Source organism: Mariniradius saccharolyticus AK6 (genome assembly GCF_000330725.2).
Classification (GTDB): Bacteria; Bacteroidota; Bacteroidia; order Cytophagales; family Cyclobacteriaceae; genus Mariniradius; species Mariniradius saccharolyticus.
In genome coordinates, this window is the sequence record NZ_AMZY02000008.1 from 88,401 (window position 1) to 110,466 (window position 22,066).

A 22,066-nucleotide genomic window follows, 5' to 3' on the forward strand; every position below is an offset into this window, starting at 1 on the left:
AGAAAAAGCGCTGAGAAAGGCGCTATCAATGCCCTCAAATCCCTGGCTGTAGATCAAGCGGAGCCTTTCGGACACATGAGTGCTGAGCAGCGGATCTTAAGAAACAGACTGAGGCAAAAAGGAAGACTTCTGGGAGATACACTGGAGCAAACAGGAACACAATCCCTCCACAAGATATCCTATGAACTGGCCTATGAGACCTGGCATAAGATGCTTTTCGCGAAGTTTCTGGAGGTCAATCACCTCCTGATGCACCCAGATCTAGTGGCCGTAACCCTTTCTGATTGTGAGGAACTGGCAGCCGAAGAAGGTCATGCCAACAAGTGGGAAACCGCCATGCACTATGCCTCCCTGATGCTTCCTGCCATCTTCAGACCCAGTGACCCGGTGATGCAGGTTCACTTTGCCAGCAATGACCGGATCGAGCTGGAAGAGATCATCGTCTCCATCGAGGACAGCATCTTCCAAGCAGAGGATTCCTTGGGATGGGTGTATCAGTACTGGCAAAGTGAGGAGAAAAAGAGGATTGAAGAAGAAGAGAAAAGTGGTCAAAAAATAGATGGGGAAAGGCTTCCAGCAAAAACCCAACTCTTCACAGAAGACTACATGGTAGAATTCTTAATTGACAACTCCATCGGAGCTTGGTGGGTCAGCAGAAATCCTGGTGTAGAGCCTCCGGTGAAATTTGAATACCTCCGTCGCCTAGAAGATGGCACTCCTGCAGCAGGAAAATTCGAAGGATGGCCAGATAAGACTGCGCTACTCACTTGCCTGGATCCATGCATGGGTTCGGGACACTTTGTGGTATCACTCTTCTTGGTCTTGGTCAAGCTGCGCATGCAGGAGGAAAAACTAAGCAAAGACGAAGCGACTGATCGGGTAATCAAGGAAAACCTCCACGGACTGGAAATCGACCCTCGTTGTACCCAAATCGCAGCCTTTAACCTTGCCCTTACCGCATGGAAGTTCTGCGGGCATTACAAGGAACTACCCGAGATGAACCTAGCCTGTAGCGGAATCGCACCAAAGGGCAAAGAAGAGGATTGGGTAAAGTTAGTAGGAAAGGTACATCGCGATGATCAAGTCCGAATGGAAAATGGAATGCGGCAACTTTACCGCCATTTCCAATTGGCTCCTGAATTGGGTTCACTGCTGAACCCAAATATAATTAGACCAGACCTTCAAACAGCTGGATTCGAATTACTTAAACCTGTTTTAGAAAAAGCATTAGAATCTGAATCGGATTATGAACAGCTTGAAAGAGGTGTTATGGCTGCCGGAATTACAAAAGCTGGACAATTGCTCGCTAACCGATATACTCTACAGATAACCAATGTGCCATATTTAAGCCGCAGCAAACAGGATGAAAAAATGGCTGATTACCTAGAAAAATTCTTTTCAGAATCAAAAAGTGATTTAGCAACTGTCTTTTTGGAAAAAATGATCAGCTCTAATTGTCTGGGGGGATCAACTTGTGTTGTTATGCCTCAGAATTGGCTATTTACTACACCTTACAAAAAAATTCGGAAAAAGCTATTGGAATCAAAATCATGGAATCTCTTGGCTAAATTAGGCTCAAAGGCCTTTCAAACTCCAATGTGGGATTTTAATGTATTACTTCTTACTATAACGAATTTATCTCCTTCCCAACATCATAAATTTAATGGATTAGACGTTTCATCTTACCTAAAACCTGATTTAAAAGACACTGAACTAAAGACTGTCAAAATATCTCAAGTACTTCAGATTAATCAAAAAAACAATCCTGACTACAGAGTAATTCTAGAATCATTTCTAGAGAAAACCCTTTTAAGTGATTATAGCAATCATAGCTTAGGAGTGTCTTCTGGGGATTCCATAAGATTTTACAAAAAGATTTGGGAGATCTTCCCGTTGACTGAAGATTGGAGATTTATTCAAAGCACCGTTTCGAAAACCACATTTTTTGATGGTTGTGATAACATAATTCTATGGGAAAATGGAAATGGTGAGTTATATAAATTCGTCGTAAGCAAAATAGGTAAAGAAAGGGCTGGGTCTTGGTTAAGAGGACACAATGCTTGGGGAAAACCTGGCGTATTAGTTAGTTCAATGAGCAAATTACCTGTATGCCGCTACTTAGGTGGACTTTTCGATGAAAACACTGTTGTTATAACTCCGAAAGATACATCAAATTTAGAGGGCATTTGGTCTTTTTGTTCTTCAATTGAATTTTCCAAGGAAGTGCGAAAAGGGAACCAAAAATTGAATGTAAGAGGCGATTTGATCAAGATCCCATTTAATATTGAAGAATGGAATAATTTCGCAGACACCAACTATCCAATAGGTCTTCCAGATCCATATTCAGACGACCCAACCCAATGGCTATTCCATGGCCATCCGTTTTTCGGGGAAAACTCCTTGCAAGTTGCTCTCGCTCGAATGTTGGGATATCGATGGCCAGCAGAGTCGGATCCAGAAATGGAATTGGACCCAAGGGCAAGAGAATTTATCCAAGAGATTCAGGCATTTGATCACCTCAGTGATGCCGATGGAATCTTCTGTATACCCTCTGTGAATGGGGAAGCAGCTGGGGTAGATCGACTCCGGGATTACATTCAGACCGTTTGGGGCAAGGAATACGGAATTGACACGATCAGCAAGCTACTGGAACAGGAAGGTGCAAGTGCTAAGAACTTGGAAGCCTGGCTGCGGGATGAGTTTTTTGCTCAACACTGCAAGGTATTTAACAACCGTCCTTTTATCTGGCATATCTGGGACGGTCGCAAAGACGGCTTCTCTGTCTTGGTCAATTACCACAAGTTGACCAAGAGCAACCTGTCCAAGTTGATCTACACCTACCTCGGTGACTGGATTCGCATGTGCGAGGCCAAGAAGAAGTCCGGGGAAAGTGGTGCTGACGGTTTGCTCAGTGCAGCCTTGAAGCTGAAGGAATCACTGGAATTGATCCTGGAAGGGGAAAAGCCCTATGACATCTTTGTTCGCTGGAAGACCCTGGCAGAGCAGCCTATCGGTTGGGATCCTGACCTTAATGATGGAGTCCGCCTGAATATCCGTCCCTTTATGGAAGCGAATATTCTCCGCAAGAAACCCAATATCAAATGGGGCGTTGACCGCGGTAAAAACCCTCCCGGTGCACCTTGGGGAGAAGAACGCAATAATGACCTCCACTTGAGCTTGGAGGAGAAGAGGAAGGCGAGAACTGTTTAATAGTTGACTAAAACCATGTTTTATTATGAAAAATACAGACCATTTTTTCGAAGTTTTTAATAACTACAAAACCACTGAAACCTACAAAGAAAGGGAAGGACAAAAGGCAATTATTCCGATCTTCAGACAAATTTTGTCGGAGGCATTAACTATTGTTCCATTTACAAATCAAATCCTTACAGACTTGATTCAGATATTCAAGTACAATTGTTCGGACGAAACCTTTGACAAGAAGCTTGAAGCCCTTGTTCTGGATGAAGGAAAGAGGAAAGCTATCTTGGATGCAGCCACCGAGCATTATGTTCATGGATTTACGAATGCGGGTAAAACCGGTATTGTTGGGTTGACCGATCAAGAACTTCAGACGGTCCAGGAATTTCTTCTTAATGCTTTCAAAGTCAAATCAGTAGCACAAGCCAAACAATTGGTACGAGAGTATGAGGGTAAGAATGTTCCAAAAGTAAAAAGAGGGGTTTATTCCCCCTGGCTATTTTACATCAATCCTTCGCTGTTCCCTATTTTCAATAATTCCTATAAAAACTTTATCGAATGGTATGGTCTACCAAATGATTATGAAGGAATCATAGAGCCACTCCATAAGCTTAAATCACTGGTTGGAGAATCGGATTTTAGCCATATTGATCAGGTCGCCCATGCCTTCACTTCGGACGGAAAACTATTCCTGCCAAATACCTTGAACTTGAATGGTCGAAGTATCTATAAGATATCCCATGGTTCATTGATTTTCGACAAGAAATTTAACAACGAGGCTCTCATCAAAGTTGTCAACGAAAACAATTGGATAACTCTTAGTAGATATACAAGTAAGGGGCAAGGGGAAAAGTTTGCAAACGAACTCAAAATTGGAGACTATGTATACCTCTGTTATGGAGGAAATATTATCAAATGGGTAGGCAGGGTAAAATCAGGTGTCAAGGAGTTTGATGAATCAGTAGCAAATCTTTTTGGCTCCGACAAAGGGGATTGGTTTTACAGAGAAGTAGAGCCACTTTATTTCCCCAAACAAGAAAGCCTTATAGGGTTAAAAGATGAAAAGTCACAGATTATGCCCAGTGGCTATTCCACCTTCAAAAAAATAAACCCATCACAACTGGATTCAATAAATAAACTTCTTTTCCTCCCCTACTTCAATCTTACGGTGGTAGAAGACAGCACTACAGATGAAATAGAAGAAGAATTCGAAAACGAAATTGAGGAAATGGAAGAAAAACCCACAAGCAATCACCCGCTAAACTTGATTTTGTTTGGTCCTCCGGGAACAGGCAAGACCTATTCTACGATAGATATTTCCTTAAAAATTGTCGATGGCAAAGTGCCTGATTCAAGAATTGAGGCAAAAAAGAGGTTTGCGGCATTACAGACCCAAAAAAGGGTATTTTTCAATACTTTCCATCAAAATATGTCTTACGAGGATTTTATAGAGGGTATCAAACCTGTGCAGGCAGAAGATGAGGATTCCTTTCTAAAATATGAGGTCCAAGATGGATTGTTCATGCAGGCCTGTGTGGAAGCGACATACAATTTCTACATCAAGAACAACAAGTCAGACCAAATGGTAGAGCAATTAATGGACTTTAATGCTTTGTACGATTTGCTATTTGATGAGGTATCCGGAGGAAGGGTAAAAGAGATTAAAACTGTTTCCAATGCTATTTTAGAAATTAGCGTTACTGCTCAGGGAAATTTCGCAATTATTCACAAAGGAAGGGAAAGACCTTACACTGTATCCAAAGAAAGACTTTCAAAAATTTACGAAGTATATCCAGATCCTGATGCAATGAACAATATTCATGAGTGTATCAGAGGCGTAATTGGAGGAAGCAACTCTACAGCATATTGGGCTGTTTTGAATCAGATTTCGAGTTATAGAGACAAGAACCGATCGCAGTCAAATTTCAATGCTAAAACGCTTACCTACGGAGACAAAAAGAAAATAGTCCAAAGTATATGGGAAAAACGCTCAACAGAAGTTGTGAACAATGACCAATCTGAACCATTTGTTTTTATTATTGACGAGATTAATCGAGGCAATGTCTCACAGATTTTTGGAGAACTAATTACCTTGATTGAATCTGACAAAAGAATTGGGAAAGACGAGGTGATATTTGTGGATCTCCCCTACTCCAAGAGTGCCTTTGCCGTCCCGCCTAATTTGTTCATCGTCGGGACTATGAATACAGCAGACCGAAGTGTGGAAGCCTTAGATACAGCCTTAAGGAGAAGGTTTTCATTCAAAGCGATGCTCCCGGAGCCTGAGAAACTTTCAAAAGATTGTGAGGGAATTGATTTGGAGATACTTCTAAAGACTATCAACAAAAGACTTGAAATCTTAAAAGATCCTGACCACACCATTGGACATGCCTGGTTATGGGATATCAGTAAGTTTGAGGATTTAAAAAAGGTGTATGCTGATAAAGTCCTCCCACTGCTTCAGGAGTTCTTTTACAATGATTATGAGAAGCTTGGTCTTGTCTTGGGAGATGCTTTTTTCCAGGAGCCACAACAAGTTTCCTCGAATCTCTTCGCGAAGTTTAGCCAGGGCAATGGACTTGCCAGCCAATACGAGTCAGTGGTTAAATACAAATTGAAGTCAATAGATAATTTGACTGTGGAAGATTTTCAATCCTTGTATAGCTGATTTTCTACCCATGAAGGATTGTACCAAACCCATTCAAGTATTTGAATATGGTTCCCTCCAAATAGGCGAAGACACCTGTTTCAAAAAGAAACATTGGGAAATGTTGGGCTGGTACAACGAAACCCATGGAGGAAGGTATTTTTCCCTTACACCCAAGGGCGTTCGCTTCAACCAATATGTTGGAGTGATCCAAGCAGGTGATCTTGTGATAGAGATACTTCCTAAAGTGGGAAAGCAGGCAGCAGATTCGGAAAAATCCATCTGGAGGAATGTGCTGCTGGATATGCTCTCCCAGTGCCACTGGATGCACGTCCATGCCAATGAAAAGGCCTATTTGAAATTTCGGGCCAACAGCATATTGGAAGCCTATTTGGAGCTCTTTGTCAATGAATGCGAGACATTGCTGAGAGCAGGGTTGGTCAAAAAGTACCGATTTCAAGAAAAGAACTGCAAGGCCTTGAAAGGCAAGTTGATCTTTGGAAAAAACATCCAATACAACCTGGTGCATCAGGAAAATTTCTATACCCGGCACCAAGTCTTTGACCAAGATCATCTTCTCAACCAAATACTGCTGAAAGCCCTGAAGCTCGTTGCGACGATCAGCAGTTCTCCTTTTCTAAGAGACCGGGTGCAAAGCTTGCTTCTGAATTTTCCTGAACTCAGTGATCTCAAAGTGACTGCGGCCACCTTTGAGCGGATTCAGCTGAACCGAAAAACAGAGTCCTATGCAGAGGCTTTGGAGATTGCAGCGATGCTGCTACTGAATTATAGACCTGATATCAGTGGAGGCCGGAATAACGTCCTGGCCATCCTGTTTGATATGAATGACCTGTGGGAGGAATACATTTTCCGGCAATTGGCTCGATACAAGAACAAGAAGTGGTCTTTGCACAACCAAAGTCAAAAAAGGATATGGCAGAGTGAATCCGAAAGAGCGTTTAAGGTGGTAAGGCCAGACTTGGTAATTTCGATGGATGGCTTCCATTCGATTATTATTGACACCAAATGGAAACTTCCTGATGGTGAATATCCTGGGGACAATGACCTGAAGCAGATGTTTGTGTATAATGAATTTTGGAAATGTAAATCAGCCCTACTCCTCTACCCGACCAATTCTTTTTCTAAACTTCCGGGGTTTAAACCTGGAAACTTTATAAATGGAAATGGTTTACTTCATCGCTGCGGAATGGTGACAGTTTCCGTTCTGGATGAATCTAATTCCAAACTGGATCCAATGCTTGGTGAAAGATTGGTTAATTTTATCGAAGAAGAAATAAAACGATGTCCGAAAGATTATCAGATAAAGTAATTCGCGCTCTTTCCTGGACTGCACAGCATAACAGTAGCTTGATGGAGAAGCCGGAAGTCATCCTTTGGCCAGATCCTGAACGTGTCTGGGAAGAAGTTATTATCCTGCTTCAAGAAAAGCTTCCTGGGCTTTTGAATTATGGTAAGTTTCAACCTGAAAGAAAAACCGGACCTGCCATCTGGATCAAATGCATGGTAGCGAGGCTACTTCCTGAAGCCGACTGGGATGCTGAATCTACTCCGATCATCTATTTGCCGGGCGTTTCCAAAGCTGACCTGAGAAAAGTGGAAACAGCGGTCTTTGATCTTCAACCACTTTTGGAGTATCAATACACTGGAAATCTGTTTCTTCAGGAAAACGGAAAAGAATGGACGGTCACAGCTTTTGTTGAAAATTCCAATCAGGGCTTTGGTATCAAAGTCCAAAAGGATACCGCTACCAAAGTAGCTTTGAAAAAAGCACTACCCACGATCTTCAATCAGCCGGATCCGTTTCAGAATAAAACGCTCATCGACGCTCCTTTTTTGAACACCTTGGTCTTCCCTGAAATCAATGAAAGTATCCTCCAATGGATCAACCAAGGGGATGATTTTTTGATATCAATGGATTCTTCCAAACAGGTTGTTTTCAAAGAGCTTTGCAAGGCTCAATTTGACTTTGAACCCAATTTCAAAAACATCAAGGAAATAGCCTTAAAGCTGGGAAGCCAGATGGGAAACTGGAAAACTGTATGGCAGCTATATGCCAATAACCCACGAAAATATCCCAATGTAGAGGAGCGACTGCGGCAGGCGAAACCCGAGGACCTTGGTACAGGAATGTTTGCTTTGCCAACGGACAGTTGGCCCCAGTGTAACGATGTTGAAGAGGAAAAATTATATGAATCCCTAACAGCAGTATCCAAAAAGGACATCCGAACTGCAGAGTCAGAAATTCACAAACTTGACCAAATCCATCGAAGGCGAAAGTCTTGGATTTGGGCTGAACTGGATAAAACTCCCCTTGCATTTGCTCTTGGATATCTGAGCAAACTTGTAGAAAAAAGCCAAGCATCCTTCGGAGGTTTCAGTCTGGAAGAACTCCAAAATTACTATGTAAATGAGGGCTTTGAAGTAGATCAGCTGATGCGAGGCGCGTTAAAGGCTGTGAAATCTTCTAGAGATAAGGACGCAGTCACCTCGGTCATTAATTTGTTTTACAAGCCGTGGCTTGAAGCGATTACCAGTCGGTTTCAGAAACTGATTCAGGAGAATTCCGCGATTTTCACGGACCAACCAGTTGGAGAAGAAACGGAAGATTTTGTCTTGTTTGTGGACGCATTCCGATTTGAACTTGCCAAGGAATTTGTGTCGATACTGGCGCAAAAATCTTCAGGAATTAAAGTAAGCCTTGAGCCAACTTGGTCTGCCATTCCTTCTCTTACTCCGACTGCCAAGCCAAAGGTATCCCCCATTGCCTCCGTGATCAGTGTAAACAGTGAATGCAAAGACTTCAGGCCTCAGTTGAAAAACACCAAAGACCTTTCCACTGCTGCATTTAGAGATATCTTGAAAACCAAAGGCTTCGAGTACGTGGCAAAGGTGTCAGATATTCAAGCTGGACAGCGGTATTGGATGGAGATTGGCGATATCGATACCAAAGGACATCAGGAGCAGTCCGGATTGGTGAAACGGGTTGAAGAATTGTTTGAATTGGTTCAGGAGACTGTGGAGGGAATCTTCGAAAAAGGATACCGAAGGATCAAGATTGTGACCGATCACGGATGGCTGCTTCTCCCGGGAGGACTACCCAAAACACAACTGAATGCCGACTTGACAGAAACCCGTTGGGGGCGTTGTGCCTTGATGAAAGAAGGAGCCTTCACCCCTCTTCTTCACCTGCCCTGGAGATGGAATCCTTCTGTTTACATTGCCTACGCACCTGGAATCAGTTTCTTCAAGGTAAATGAAGAATATGCACATGGAGGAATTTCGATCCATGAATGCCTTATTCCGGAAATCATTCTTGAAAACCTATCTCAGCCAAAGAAGCTAGCCCTGATCACCAAAGTCAAGTGGACCAATCTGAAGTGCAATGTGGAAACGGAAAATGCACCGGACGGATACTGGATTGATGTCAGAACCAAGGCAACGGACGAAAATTCATCGATTGTTATTTCAAAGAACCAAAGCATTTCGGAAAACAAAGGCCGAGTGATGGTCTCAGAAGATGCGGAAGGAAATGCCGCGACTGTTTTGCTTCTCGACCTACAAGGAATTATCATTGACAAAATACTAACCACAGTAGGAGGCTAGGAAATTCACTATGGAACTCGACAAAATTGACCGCTTGGCGGCCTCAGCTTTTGAAGGATTTATCGTTAAAAAAGATCTTCTGGAGCAATTCAGGAAGACTTACCCGGTACCAACCTATGTCATCGAATTTTTACTGGGTCGCTACTGTGCCACCACAGACGATGAAGAAATAAAGGAAGGGCTTGAAATCGTCAAAAGGCAACTTGCTGATAGAACAGTCAGACCGGGTGAAGAAGAATACTTCAAAGCAAAAGCGAAGGAGAACGGGACAATCAAGTTGATTGATATCATCACCGCCCGATTGGATACTGCCACGGACAGCTATGTGGCTACACTGCCAAGCCTTCAGCTCAATCGAGTTCGTATTCCTGAGGTATTAGTCAATGAAAATGACAGGATTTTCACAGGAGGGTTCTATGCGGAAATTGAATTAGAATATGATGCTGCCATTGCCCAGGAAAACAGTGGACGGCCTTTTGGCATTCGTTCACTTAGACCGATTCAACTTTCTCAGAGAAATGTTCTGGATATCCTTTACAAGGGACGAGAGCAGTTCAACTTACAAGAATGGAAAGATTTTCTGATCCGAAGTGTAGGCATGGAACCGTCTTCCTTAACTGAGAAAGCCAAGAATGTGATTTTCGCTCGAATGATCCCCTATGTAGAGCGAAACTACAATATGGTAGAGCTTGGACCTCGGGGAACCGGTAAATCCCACCTTTACCAGCAAATTTCCCCTTACTCTCATTTGGTGTCAGGCGGAAAGGCTTCTGTAGCCAAAATGTTTGTCAACATGGGCAGCGGCGAAAGAGGTCTAGTGTGTAAATATGATGTGGTCTGCTTCGATGAGGTTTCTGGGATTTCCTTTGACCAAAAAGATGGGGTCAACATCATGAAAGGCTACATGGAAAGCGGCGAATTCAGCCGTGGAAAAGAGCCGATCCGTGCAGATGGTGGAATAGTCATGGTTGGAAATTTTGATGTCGATGTAGAGCATCAGCAGCGTGTTTCCCACCTCTTCGGGCCGATGCCAAAGGAAATGCGTGACGACACCGCTTTCATGGACAGAATCCATGCTTTTGTACCCGGCTGGGACTTCCCGAAGCTCAATAAAAGCTACTTCACAGAGCATTTTGGATTGGTGAGCGACTTCCTTTCAGAGTGTTGGACAAGAATGCGGACCACCAGCAGACTCACCCATGTGCTACCTAGAATTGATTATGGTGGAGCATTGAGTGGCAGGGATACCACAGCAGTCAATAAGACCCTAAACGGACTCCTGAAATTGATGCAGCCAAACCCAGAAGCACCGATTTCTGACGAATTGCTGGAATGGGCTGTCAAAGTAGCCTTGGAGTATAGGCGCAGAGTAAAAGAGCAGCAAAAGCGTGTTGGATCAGCAGAATTTCGAAATACCCATTTCAGCTACCGGATAGGAAATGAAGGAGTAGAAACCTTTGTGACTACTCCTGAAATCCACAGTGAAAATACCATCAGCGAAGATCCGCTGCCACCAGGACAAATCTGGGCAATCAATGCAGGTGGGCAAGAAGAATCCATCGGTCTATACAAGGTTGAGATCAATATGGGGCCCGGTTCGGGCGTAAAAATCCTCAATCGACCTGTGCCTCCACCGTTTCAGGAAAGTGTCAGATTTGCCGAGCAAAACCTCTACAGCAAAAGTAATTTCTTGGTGGGAGATCGCGACCCAAGATCCCATGACTTTTCTGTGCAGCTGAGGGCCTTTGACACGTCCAAAAGCGGAAACGGAATGGGCATGGCAGTCCTGATGGCCTTATGCAGTGCCATGCTTGAGAAAAACACCAAAGGAGGTCTTGTAGTCGTGGGATCCTTGAATCTTGGCGGTTCATTGGACATGATTTACAATGCTGTCAACATTGCAGAGCTGGCTGTAGAAAAAGGAGCCACTACCCTACTGATTCCACTCAATTCAAGAAAGCAGCTCAATGAACTGTCAGATGACATGATCACAAAAATCAACATTCAGTATTACACCGATCTCAAGGATTGTTTGGTGAAGTGTATTCAGGATGGGTATTGATAAATGTTAAATTTTGAAAATCATGAATTCTCGTTCAGATAATTAAGCATCCCACTCCAAAAATCATTTTTTGTAGAAATTCGGTAATAATTATCCTTTAAAAACGAATGAAACTTCCTTTTCTTTAACGTGAATGAAAATGAGTTCATCTGGGAGTACTCTTCCAATTGTGCAATAATATTGGAATCTACGTTGGAAAATGAGATTTTCAAATTCATCAAGTTAGCCAAGTAGTTTTTTAAGTACTTCCTCAGTTCTTCGGGCAAGAAACGAAATCTCAAGTCTACATTCTTAATAAGATAACTTATCCGAGAATCCAATCTTTTATCATAACCTAACGAAAGTACTTTCTTGGCTTCAGAATAATCATCAATATTCAATCCATATTTTAAATGAAAGTAAGAGAGAGCATCTTCTCCTAGTTTATTCCTATAGTCGCTTATTTCCTTTTTTGTAATCAACTTATGATCACAAAAAACAAGGCAAGCCGTATCAACAGTACCATCCCACAAATCACTCAAAACTTTTGAACGTGAATTATTATAGTCTGTTTTGTAGGAGAATTTTCCTTTTTCAAAAAAAGAGAATTCACTCCTACCGGTCGAAGAAAATAAATTGGAATACTGGTTACGAGTCAAATTAGCAGACAATCTTCTATCATTGGGACTTTTTGATGGTCCCCAATTATTAATTAAAAAACCCTTCACACCAAGGTTTGTACTGTTTTCCTCTAAGCCATTAATAATTTCCAAACCATTAGCAATAAGGAACTCAACAGATCTTAAATATTCGTCTATATTGATCCCGATCAAACTCCTCAGGACAGATAACGGGAGTACAAATTCGTCTTCTAGAACCTTATGAGTTTTTTTCGGAATCCAAAAATTTGCATACTCAAAAAATACGCTAAGACCCTCCAAATACTCATCGCAATTATCGGACCTTAGTTTTTTTCTGAGTTGTCCTGGCAAGGATAGGGTTGAAAGAAATTGATTAGTCGGAATAAATTCCAGAGAAAAATTTGTCACTAAGCTGGAGTTATATAGCGGCTGATATCGGATTGTTGACTCTTTTTTGAAAGTCTTACTTAAAGCGCTTAAACTATCTTCAAAATCCTTTTTACAACCATTTTTTAATGAAGAACGAATTTTTTCATGAATGAGCCTATCCTCAAGCACAGATTTCTCAATTTTCGGAACTTTGGATAAATAGAATTCATTTAAAGAGTCGAAATCTCCAGTCTTTATACCATTCATTTGTTCAACTGGAATTAAATATTTTTCTAGCAGATACTTTGTTTTTTCGGCAAGCTCGACTTTACTTATTAAGAAACCTACATTAGAAGAAAAATGATCTTTCAATATTTTCGACTGTTCGACATAATTCTTGAAGATTATCCAATTTTTTTGGCTATAAATTAGCTCTCTTTTGTGATCTTTCGTCTCGGCATTTTCATAAATACCGTCAACCCTTTTTTCAAGGATTTCATAATAGTTTCGATAAGAGTTACCAGCAAAGAGCCAACCCTTAAGCTCGCTATATTCACCAACAAGGTATAATAAATAATCGCGATTTATTAAAAATTCAAAAAAGGATTTAGGATTAATAAATGAATTCCAAATCTCTTTTGGTATCATATACTCATTGTTGATTTTTTTAAAATCATCCATCGAGTATTTACATTTTAAAAAGGAAAGATATTCACTTCCTGTTAAATAGCCAATTTCCCTTAGATGGTCTTGTCGTGACACAAATTTTGAAAGGTCCTTATTTTGAGGAAGATTACTATTTGTATCAAATAACAAGCTTTTGACTCTGTTCAAATAATTAACACTTTCAATAACTTCACTCTCCTCTTTAGAAAAGGCTTTTTCTGTTATATCATAAGGAATGTTTAGTAGTCCAGCCTGTTCGTTCCACTCGCTTTTTTTTAATAGGTAGTCAACCTTTTCAAAATTCACTGAATCAAAATGGAGAAACTTATTTGAATTACTTTTCCATTCCAATATTTTTCTCAATTTCTTCTTTCTCTCCTCCAATGGCTTACCACTGGACGAATTAGAAAAACTCAGAAATTTGCTAACCTGATTTTCTGTGGTCCCTTTAGAATTCAAAAAACCCTCGTAAATTTTGGAAAGCTTTCCAGATAAGTATAGCGTTAAAAATCCCCTGTCATTTTCAAAGTCCTGTTCAAAATAGTTTCGAATGTCCCCGACAGACGAAATGTTATACCCAAAAATTCTAAAATTACCTGGAACTATTGAAAACACGATAACTGAAAAATAGTAATCAATATCATTCTTCCTGGCTTTATACTGTTCCGCATTTACTAAAGCATCAAACTCAGACTTGTTTTTCAACCAGTTAATCAAAAAACCTTCCTTTAGGTGAAGCTTTGCCTGTTCCCAATATTTTTCATTTGAGATTACTTTTTCGAATAGTGCTTCAGCAGAATGAAATTCCTCGTATGCAAATCTATATGGGTCAATTTCATGATCCGACTCTTTGAGGTTGTTTTCTGAGATTACTTTCCGCAGTACATCGATTGCCCTATTGACGGGGATTCTAAAAAACTCTCTGTTACTGTTTTCCCTGAATGCATTTAAGAATCTATGGACCTCTCTTTCTGCAAGGTCACAGTTGTCAACTAGAGTCTGATAGACGATTTGAAAGCTATGGGGTACACCTGAAGCCTGTGATAATTCAGTTGCTCTAATTTCCGGACTCCTAGTTGACTTGCCCACTTTTACAAGCCCTGGCATGGATATGTTGACAAGGATGTAAACGTAACCTTTCGTATTTATGGAGTCAAAATTCATGAATTTCTTTCTTAAGGTTTTGAAATCTTACACGCAATCAGTTTTGCAGGTTTATAAACCTAATCATATCCTAGCTAGCGGATTTCTCATCGCACTTATAGTCTATCTTTCTTTAAATTTTTGCCCAAGTTTAAATCCAACTTCAATAAAGTCCCCTAAAGCCACACAAAATAGTACTTGATGAAAATCAAACAAAAAACTAATTGCTTCACCCATGTAGGGTCTTTTGTCACTTATGGGTAAAGGTGTTTTATATAAATTCACGCCTTTTTTCAAATCAATTTCCATCCCCACTTCTCTTTTTTCGAGTCGTAGGTTTTGCGTATTTGTCCTTTGAAGTTTTGCCCATCGACCAGCTTGTACTTCTCGACGAGGCTTGAATGGATATAGGCATCACCCAAAAATCCGAAAGCGGTTCCGGGCTTGATCTTCACAGTGCCTACCAGTTCTTTCTGGAACTGGGATTTGAAGGCCTCGTTGGATGATTTTTTGCATGTCAAGACAGTATATCTTCCGCCCTTAGCCCCGTTGTTGAACCTTACCGAAAGCACTTCTCCTGGATGTACTTTCTTCAAGAATCGGTCAAATTTGAAAAAGCCAAACTTATCTTCCGAAGCGATGAAATTGAGCATCCCTTTGTCCGAATTGACGAATTCCACAAAAACCAATTCCTCAGCCAGGTCCCCGAAAAGGACATCCTCCGCCTCCTGGGTATGGGTCCGGTAAAAGGATTTGTTGGAACCCAAGGATTTGGAAGCAGCATACCAGGGCTGTGCCATCCAATTGCTGACAATTGCGGGAACCTTGTGCCCCTGCGTTTCCTTGACTTTCAGAATTTGCTCTATCTCGGTCTTGGCTTCGTCGTAGAGTCCTCTCAGAATCATGCCCTCAGCCATCTTTTGGCGTGCACCGACAAGCATTTCCTCGGGGCTGTTGCACAGGAGGGCCCTGCAGTGACAGGAAAACACCTTTTCTGGATCTGACTGTACCGCTTCAGCTAAAATTTCCCAAACCCAGAAATCGTTTTGCTTTTTTCTGGCAAAGGGTATCAGCGCGGACAGCATATCTTCCTTGTCTCCCAAAGCCAGCAATAGCTTCGCTTGAAAGTAAGGGGGATACTGGTACCCAGGATGTGCTTCGGCCAGGGCCTCCAGCTGTGGGATAAACCGATGTGCTTTATCCGCGTCAAAATGAACCTCGCCATGCGCATCCCTTTTGGGCAAAAGGTATTTTGCGTAGGAAATAAATACCTGTTCTGCCATGGCCATCATTTCTTTGCCATCGGGAAGCGTTTCCTTTAGGTAGTCTTTGCTTGACAGATTCTCAAAACCCCACCAATCGATAAAATCACCATAATAGCCTGTATCCTTGAGACCCTTGTGGAATCCCTTGAGGATAAAGCTGTAGGCATCGGATGGTTTTGTGAAATGAAAGGGACGTATCAATTCAGCCAAATGCTGGATTTTCTGAACAGGTATAGGTTCTTCCCGGAGGAGGGCAAACACCATTTTTCCGACTTGGAATGCCAGGGAATCAAAAAGCATTTTCTCATCTTCTGGCAGTTCCAGCTCCACCATCTGCTGGAGCCATTGCACAAAATCATCATGGTGTGCAGTTTCTGTCGAGGCTTTGAGGTATTCATAATACACCCAACTGAGGTTTCTCTTGGTCCAGATATTCCCTGGATCGGCATCAAATTCCGCTCTTGCCATTTCCAGCGCCTCCTGCAATCGGCCGGATTGACGAAGTTCCTTGATTTCCTTAGATGGCATAGTCCTGCAACTTTTGGATGAATTGGACAAGTTTATGATCAGATGTACCTAACATGGATTTTGGCAGCGCACTTGTTAGCCGCCCCTTACCGTCAAAGTAAAATTGGATCATTGAGACTTTGGCATCGGTCTTAAGGAAGTAATTTACAAAAAAGTTTTGTAGTTTTTCTTCCACATTGGTAATTATTACCTCGGTTTCTTCAGCCGCCTGGCGGACCAGTGCCCATATTTTTCGAAGACTATCTGTAGACGGATGGTAATCGATGGCATAGAATACCGGAAAGGGCTGGTTCACCAATTCGAGCAACTCGTTTTCCCAATTGGACGATGATCCTGGCATCGGATGGAATTCGTTAAATATACCAGCCTTGCCGTGATCCGATTCGATCACCAGCAGATCGTCATCATATTGGATTGTATACCGCTCCCGAAATTCGCCCAGGCTTTGAACCTGTTTGATTTGAAACGGGCTGTGTTCCAACTTTTCTGAAAGCTCCCAATATTTAAGGCTTTTGGCCAAGTGCTGACCCACATGGTGAAACGGAGAAATCGGCACCAGCTTAAGGTTTAAGGCATTTTCCGGTGCTTGCGCCAAATGGCCAATCAGATTGATTTTGAACTTAGAAAAATGAGTGACCAATGGGGCATTGGCAGCATAGAACTTGGTCCGGGCCCGCGTGGTTGCGGTATAACTCCATCTTAGCGGATCATCCTCTAAGCTGGTTCTACCGTAATAATCCACGAAGACAGTGCCCCATTCCCCACCCTGTGCTTTATGGCAGGTGATGGCATAGCCGTATTTTACCCTGACGGCATTGAAAAACGGGTCAGTCTTTAGACGTTCTTTGAATTCCGGAGAACCGATCCGAATGAAAGGTTTTCCTTCTTGCTTTTTGCGCTCCTGTTCTTCCTTAAAGCGCATGACAAAATCCACGTACAGTGCTTTTAGTTCCAAAATATTCAAATCCCGCTTTGGGGAATTGAGCAAGGAGTCAATAATCAAGCACCTAACTTCGTTGGAATGATTCTCCAAGCGAATCTGGATTTCGCGGAAGGTCAAAGAAACATGCTTTTTTACTTTTCTTCCGGCAATTACATCGTACACAGGTATGTTTTTGCGCTCGATCGTGTTGGGCCTTACCGAAGTCACCTTGGCCATTTCGCCGTTCATCATTTCCACTCCGTAAGTATGGTAGTTATTGTGGATGACCATCAACACGTCTCCGGGTTGAAGGCTTGACTGCCCGGGAAAGAGTTGCTCCCTGACCGCAAGATTATATTGTTGGCATTGGCTGTTGCTAAAGGCTATGATCACTCCGTTGCCAATTTCCGGAAGGGGAAATTCATTTACATATTGACTGGGAACCTGGTCCATCTGAATCTCAAATGAATGGGTTTGGTCGAACACAAAATGAAAAGATGATTTTTCCTTGTTTCCAATAAGGGACCGAATCTGGAAGGCATTTTCAAGGATACTGTTTTGGTCTTGGCGTTTGACAGTGGTGAGGGTTGTTGAAGTGGCTTTCAGGTCCAGTGACTGAAAAAATTCCTCGCTTAATGCCAGGGATTGGTTGTCTCCGACCGGGGGCAACTGTGCGGGGTCTCCTACTAAAACCAATTTGCACTTAGAAAATGGGATTCTTGAATAGGTAATCAAATCATTCAACAATATCCCCGTTCCAAAAGTGAAAAGCTCATGGTTGGATTCCTTGCTTGAAACCATGGAAGCTTCGTCGATGATCAAAACGGTTTCATTGTCCTCGATCTGCTCGATGGGGAAAAAGTAGTGCAAGGAAGAGCCCGCATCGTCCTCTGCGTCTTCGATCGTTTTTAGCTCCCGAAAATTATAAATGGTCTTATGGATGGTTTGGCCTCTTCCGGTTTTATCGCGTATGACTTTTGCCGCCCTCCCCGTGGGTGCCATTACCTGCACCTGCTTTCCGTTGCCATTCAAAAAATCAATCACACCCTTCAGGATTGTAGTTTTTCCGGTACCAGCATATCCCTTCAGGATAAAGACTTGGCCATCAGATTCCAAAAATGCCTGCAACATATCCACTGCCCTTGATTGGTCGGGACTTAAAGCGAGGTGGCGGAGGTGGTCTTGGATCTTCATGGCCTTAGGATTTGAAACAAAGATCAGGTTGAAGTGTGCGGATAAGGTGCACTGTTTATTTTACGTTAGTCAAATATTTTCAAACCACGAAATCGGTTAAATCCAGTATCTAACCCATGATGTGTCCTTTTAAAGGTCATTCATTTTTTTAGGTAGTTCAAATAACTTTGCTAAAGCTGGATTACCCCCTATTGCATTACCCGAGTTATTATTTAAGTTCATTTTTTTGAATTTCTTTATTTGACTTACCTAAACCAAGTAATGAATCTTCAATCTGATTAACTATATCTTGAAGGAACCCATAGAACTTAAAATAATATTTTGATTCTTTACCCTTAATTTTATTCAGGGTTTTCTGTTGATATTCAGTGCTACTCCCCCCTCTATGGTTTTGATTACGAATCTGATACAATTCTTCAAAGGTACTTGCTCGGTCATTGAATGGGATTGTTACTTTCATTTTTTCATTGAAGTAAAAGTAAAACAATAATGCCTTAAACTTCCCGTTAGCATACCATTCCTTGGCATTTCCAAGAATTAAATCGCTGTGGGTCAGAATTTTTCCATCTGGAAACCTAAAAGCAATTTTATTCCTATTTGATTCCCAGTTTAAAAAAATGTGATTTGTAAATATGTGGTTAGTAATATTTTCTAATTGCTGATAAAGACATAAACAAAAATTTTCAAAATCATCTCTTCGCCTTTCGTGCTCCATTTTTTTGTAATCTTGAATTAGCTGGTCCTTTATTTCTAAAATCGGGAATGAATTATAGAACTCAGTTGCTTGTTTTTCTATTTTTTGCTCAACACAGTATTCATGGATATTTTGAATAACAGAATGTTTTGCTATTTCTTCCACAGGTGATGTCTCACCTATCGTTTTTAAAATATCATCAATTAACCATTCATTCCCTTCAACTTTTAGAAGGTCTCCAACGATTTGAACAAGTTTTTTGAGTTTATCCCTATCCTTCATTTTTAGCTGTTTTTGAACCTTTCGTAAAGGTTTATTCCTTCATCAAGCCCTTTATTTAGAATTGTGGTTACTACGGTTTCCAAATCAATTTTTTCAAAATCCTGTTTGCCTTTTGCTAAATCCAATTTGCTGAACCTCTCCTTCAACCCCTTATAAGTCCCATCCTCATTCCCTTTCACCATCTTCAGAAACTCCAATTTCCCTTTAATCACATTCACCAAATGTGCATTCATATTTTTCACATGGCCCTTGTCGGCCATGTAGTCCTGTTTAAAGATCTGTTCCGCTTTTTCATAGCCATACGATTCCCAATAGTACAGCCACATACGGAGTTCCTTCACATATTGCCTGCGGACATTTACCTTGTCGTTTATGATCAAGCCGGTCGCCTCTTGCCTAAATCCAGACCTTTGCAACCGTGTTTTCTTGGGATTGATAGACAGTTTTTCTTCCTCAATCAATCTCCCAAACTCAGCCCTGAAGTTGTCGAATCGGCCTTTCTGGTTTAATGATGGGTTATCTTCAATATGATAAATATTGTGTGGGGATGAAAAAGTAATGTCATCCGCATAACGGGAGTAATTTGCGCCAAAGCGCTTGGCAAGTCCGTTAAGTCTTCGGTCCAATCGTTCACAAAGTATGTTCGTGATGGTCGGGGATGTAGGGCTTCCCTGAGGCAATACAAGTTTAGTGATTCCATCAACTTCAAGAGGATGGGTACACAAACTTGCCAGCAAAAAAGCTATTTTTTCCTTTTCTTTGCTTACCCCCAAATTGAAGGGGGTAAACATAAAGGCCAATTTGACTTTGTTTCGATCAAAAGAATGGAAGAAATCTTTCAAATCAAGATTGAGGACATAATGATTGCCAACATGATTTTTTGCATTGTCCACAATGGATTTGTCGAGGACAAAGCCAGTTGCAGTTCGGTGAGGCTCGTGGATACATTGCAAGACGAAATTCAGTGAACGCAATATTGATTTTAGTCCATTTGTAGGAGCGTGTATTGTTCTCACTCCCCCTGATTTCTTTTTTATTGAAAATTTACTGTAGCGACGAGTACATAATTTTGGATCGGCATAATATGTCAAGGCTCGTAGTTCCAATGGCTTGAATTTTTCCCCATACATCATTTTCTTAGCTGCATTTAAGAGTTGGAGCAAATCTTCTTTGCTTTGAAGATTTTCGAATTGCTTTCTGACTTGGGCTATATGTTGAGGATCTATTTTCATTTCGATTAAAAATTTGGCTCTATGAAAACACCTGCCTGATATTCTATGCGTATGATGAATTTGTGTAATTATAAATACATAAAATATCTATAAAGACTAAACTATCAAAGGACCAAATGGAGGTCAGAAGTCTACTCAGGAGTTGGAAAATTCCCAAGAGACATTTATCCCAACAAATGTCGGGAACAGGTGCCGATCTTTTCGATAAACCGAAACAGCACCCACAGATCAATACCTTTGGCAGGTGTTTCAAAGAACCATGACAAACCTATCCAAAAAGTGTGCGAAAGGCCTGCACTATTCAAGATGTGATCTGTCTTTTTATTACTTTCACTATTGCTATAATAATAAAAAACCAAATGGGAAAAAAGAACAGTCCGCTGATACGGTACAAAATTTTGGACCAATGTTTCCGCAACCCCGGAAGGAAATACTTTTTTGAAGATTTGAAGGAGGCGATTGATTCGGTATTGTGTGAAATCGATCCCGAATATGGGGGAATCAGCCGCAGACAGCTGTTTGACGACATCGCCTTTATGGAGAGTCCCGAAGGATGGGGGATCGAACTGGAAAAGCCAAGGGAAAACAGGAAGACCTACTACCGATATGTGGACACCTCTTTCTCCATCCACCAGCTTCCCCTGAACGAATTGGAGATCAAAGAACTGGAAGATGCGATATCTGTACTCTCCAACTTCAAGGGAATGCCCCAATTTGAAAACTTGGAGGAGATCATCCCTAAGCTTCGGAACGGCATTACCCAAAAGGGACAGGCAAAAGTGATTTCCTTTGATTCCAATCCCGACTTGATGGGCTTGGATTTTCTGGGACAGCTGATCGATGCTACGGTCAACAAAAAGGTACTGCACATCAAATACCATCCTTTCACCTTTGAGCATCCAGTCAGCTTGGAGTTCCACCCCTATTTCCTGAAGCAGCACAACAACCGCTGGTTTGTATTTGGCCTAAATCCTGAAAACCAAAAACCGGACTGGAACCTGGCTTTGGACAGGATTCTGGAAATCAGCGAGTCCAAAAGCAAATACGTTCCCAACAAGGCCATCGATTGGGAGGAATACTTTGAGGAAATCATCGGGGTCACCAAACCTGAAAACCAAAAGCTGGAAATGATTGTCCTTCGATTTTATGGGGTGACCGGAAAGTATGTAGCTTCAAAGCCTCTCCATGGAACCCAAAAACATAAGTGGCTGGATGCCCAAACCCTCGAGGTGAGGATCGAGGTCATCCCCAACATCGAACTCGAAAGGCTCCTGCTTTCCTACGGAGAAAACATCGAAGTCATTTCTCCGAGCGAGTTGCGGGACAGGATAGCCATTCGTCACAAAGATGCGGCGAAGCGGTACAAATAAGGTAACCTGGAAGACGCACGGTTTGACAGTCATCGCCCTTACAAGACCTACTTGCCTTTATTTATGTCCGGCATCAAAAAATGCTGAAGGCCGTCCTCCAATCTAGCCCCCAAATCCAATTGTCGCGATCCATAGGTCAAAATTTCATACCCAAACCAAAAAAACATCGGGGGATTCAATGATATGGAATCAACTGGTTTACAGGGTAAATGACAATGGGTACAGACACACCATCGTTAAAAAACCA

12 protein-coding genes are annotated in these 22,066 nt (G+C 41.7%); 6 read left to right on the forward strand and 6 right to left on the reverse strand.

From position 1 onward, the window contains the following. The first annotated feature begins 264 nt into the window (after positions 1 to 264). Genes C943_RS07090 through brxL form a run of 5 tightly spaced genes read left to right on the forward strand, consistent with a single transcriptional unit; the run spans position 265 to position 11,534 of the window. A complete protein-coding gene (locus tag C943_RS07090) occupies positions 265 to 3,210 on the forward strand; it encodes an Eco57I restriction-modification methylase domain-containing protein (RefSeq protein WP_245545519.1) in 2,946 nt (981 codons plus the stop codon). Between the two features lie 25 nt (positions 3,211 to 3,235). Next, complete coding sequence (locus C943_RS22340; protein ID WP_008625909.1) at positions 3,236 to 5,869, forward strand: McrB family protein; 2,634 nt, start codon at positions 3,236 to 3,238, stop codon at positions 5,867 to 5,869. Between the two features lie 10 nt (positions 5,870 to 5,879). Then, complete coding sequence (locus C943_RS07100; RefSeq protein ID WP_008625910.1) at positions 5,880 to 7,178, forward strand: McrC family protein; 1,299 nt, start codon at positions 5,880 to 5,882, stop codon at positions 7,176 to 7,178. After that, entirely contained in the window at positions 7,151 to 9,472 is a 2,322-nt protein-coding gene (gene pglZ, locus C943_RS07105; protein ID WP_040479453.1) for a BREX-1 system phosphatase PglZ type B, read from the forward strand. The genes C943_RS07100 and pglZ overlap by 28 nt, the downstream gene beginning before the upstream one ends. Before the next feature lie 10 nt (positions 9,473 to 9,482). Next, the gene (gene brxL, locus C943_RS07110) at positions 9,483 to 11,534 is read left to right on the forward strand and encodes a protease Lon-related BREX system protein BrxL (RefSeq protein ID WP_008625912.1); all 2,052 of its coding nucleotides are present in this window, start codon (positions 9,483 to 9,485) and stop codon (positions 11,532 to 11,534) included. A 20-nt stretch (positions 11,535 to 11,554) separates the two neighbouring features. Here the strand turns inward: brxL and C943_RS21325 are convergent, their stop codons facing one another. The 6 genes from C943_RS21325 to C943_RS07135 all read right to left on the reverse strand — a co-directional run bounded on the left by C943_RS21325 (position 11,555) and on the right by C943_RS07135 (position 20,449). Further along, positions 11,555 to 14,353 (reverse strand): GIY-YIG nuclease family protein, encoded by a 2,799-nt coding sequence (locus C943_RS21325; RefSeq protein WP_051069530.1) that lies wholly within the window; start codon positions 14,351 to 14,353, stop codon positions 11,555 to 11,557. Positions 14,354 to 14,455: 102 nt separating this feature from the next. Further along, positions 14,456 to 14,641, reverse strand: a complete 186-nt coding sequence (locus C943_RS21990) for a hypothetical protein (protein ID WP_157198464.1) — start codon at positions 14,639 to 14,641, stop codon at positions 14,456 to 14,458. Beyond that, complete coding sequence (locus C943_RS07120) at positions 14,626 to 16,125, reverse strand: DUF7017 domain-containing protein (protein WP_008625915.1); 1,500 nt, start codon at positions 16,123 to 16,125, stop codon at positions 14,626 to 14,628. The genes C943_RS21990 and C943_RS07120 overlap by 16 nt, the downstream gene beginning before the upstream one ends. Continuing rightward, positions 16,115 to 18,241, reverse strand: coding sequence for an ATP-dependent DNA helicase (locus C943_RS07125; RefSeq protein ID WP_008625916.1), 2,127 nt, complete (start codon positions 18,239 to 18,241; stop codon positions 16,115 to 16,117). The genes C943_RS07120 and C943_RS07125 overlap by 11 nt, the downstream gene beginning before the upstream one ends. Before the next feature lie 208 nt (positions 18,242 to 18,449). Next, positions 18,450 to 19,217, reverse strand: a complete 768-nt coding sequence (locus C943_RS07130; protein ID WP_008625918.1) for a hypothetical protein — start codon at positions 19,215 to 19,217, stop codon at positions 18,450 to 18,452. Between the two features lie 2 nt (positions 19,218 to 19,219). After that, complete coding sequence (locus C943_RS07135; RefSeq protein ID WP_008625920.1) at positions 19,220 to 20,449, reverse strand: reverse transcriptase domain-containing protein; 1,230 nt, start codon at positions 20,447 to 20,449, stop codon at positions 19,220 to 19,222. A 359-nt stretch (positions 20,450 to 20,808) separates the two neighbouring features. Between C943_RS07135 and C943_RS07145 the strand changes: the two genes are divergently transcribed. Further along, a complete protein-coding gene (locus C943_RS07145) occupies positions 20,809 to 21,819 on the forward strand; it encodes a helix-turn-helix transcriptional regulator (RefSeq protein WP_008625922.1) in 1,011 nt (336 codons plus the stop codon). Positions 21,820 to 22,066: the final 247 nt, after the last annotated feature.